Genomic DNA, 326 nt, shown 5'->3' on the forward strand with positions numbered 1-326 from the left:
TCCGGCTGCGGTAGCCAGACCACGAATGATCACATTGTTCGACCCGATACCCGTCTCAACCAGCGCGACACCAGGCACCGTCGTCAGATAATCCCTGTATTCATTCGCACCGACCCTCTCAAGATCTTCGCCGGTTACTGCCGAAATCGAATAGGGTGCATCCAGAATATCTTCTTCACGTTTACTGGCCGTAACCGTAACGCTGTTCAGAACATATCTTTGATCCGCATCGGATGATTTCGCAGATGCAGATGACTCCTGTGCCGCAGCGACACAGAATGATGTCGCAAAAAAAGCAGCCGGAACGATTGCTACTGTTGCTAGTA

1 protein-coding gene is annotated in these 326 nt (G+C 51.2%); it reads right to left on the reverse strand.

From position 1 onward, the window contains the following. On the reverse strand, positions 1-326 hold a 326-nt coding region (locus HY29_RS18080), incomplete at both ends, for a TonB-dependent receptor plug domain-containing protein (RefSeq protein WP_034799882.1).

This window comes from Hyphomonas beringensis (assembly GCF_000682755.1).
In the GTDB taxonomy this organism is placed as follows: Bacteria; Pseudomonadota; Alphaproteobacteria; order Caulobacterales; family Hyphomonadaceae; genus Hyphomonas; species Hyphomonas beringensis.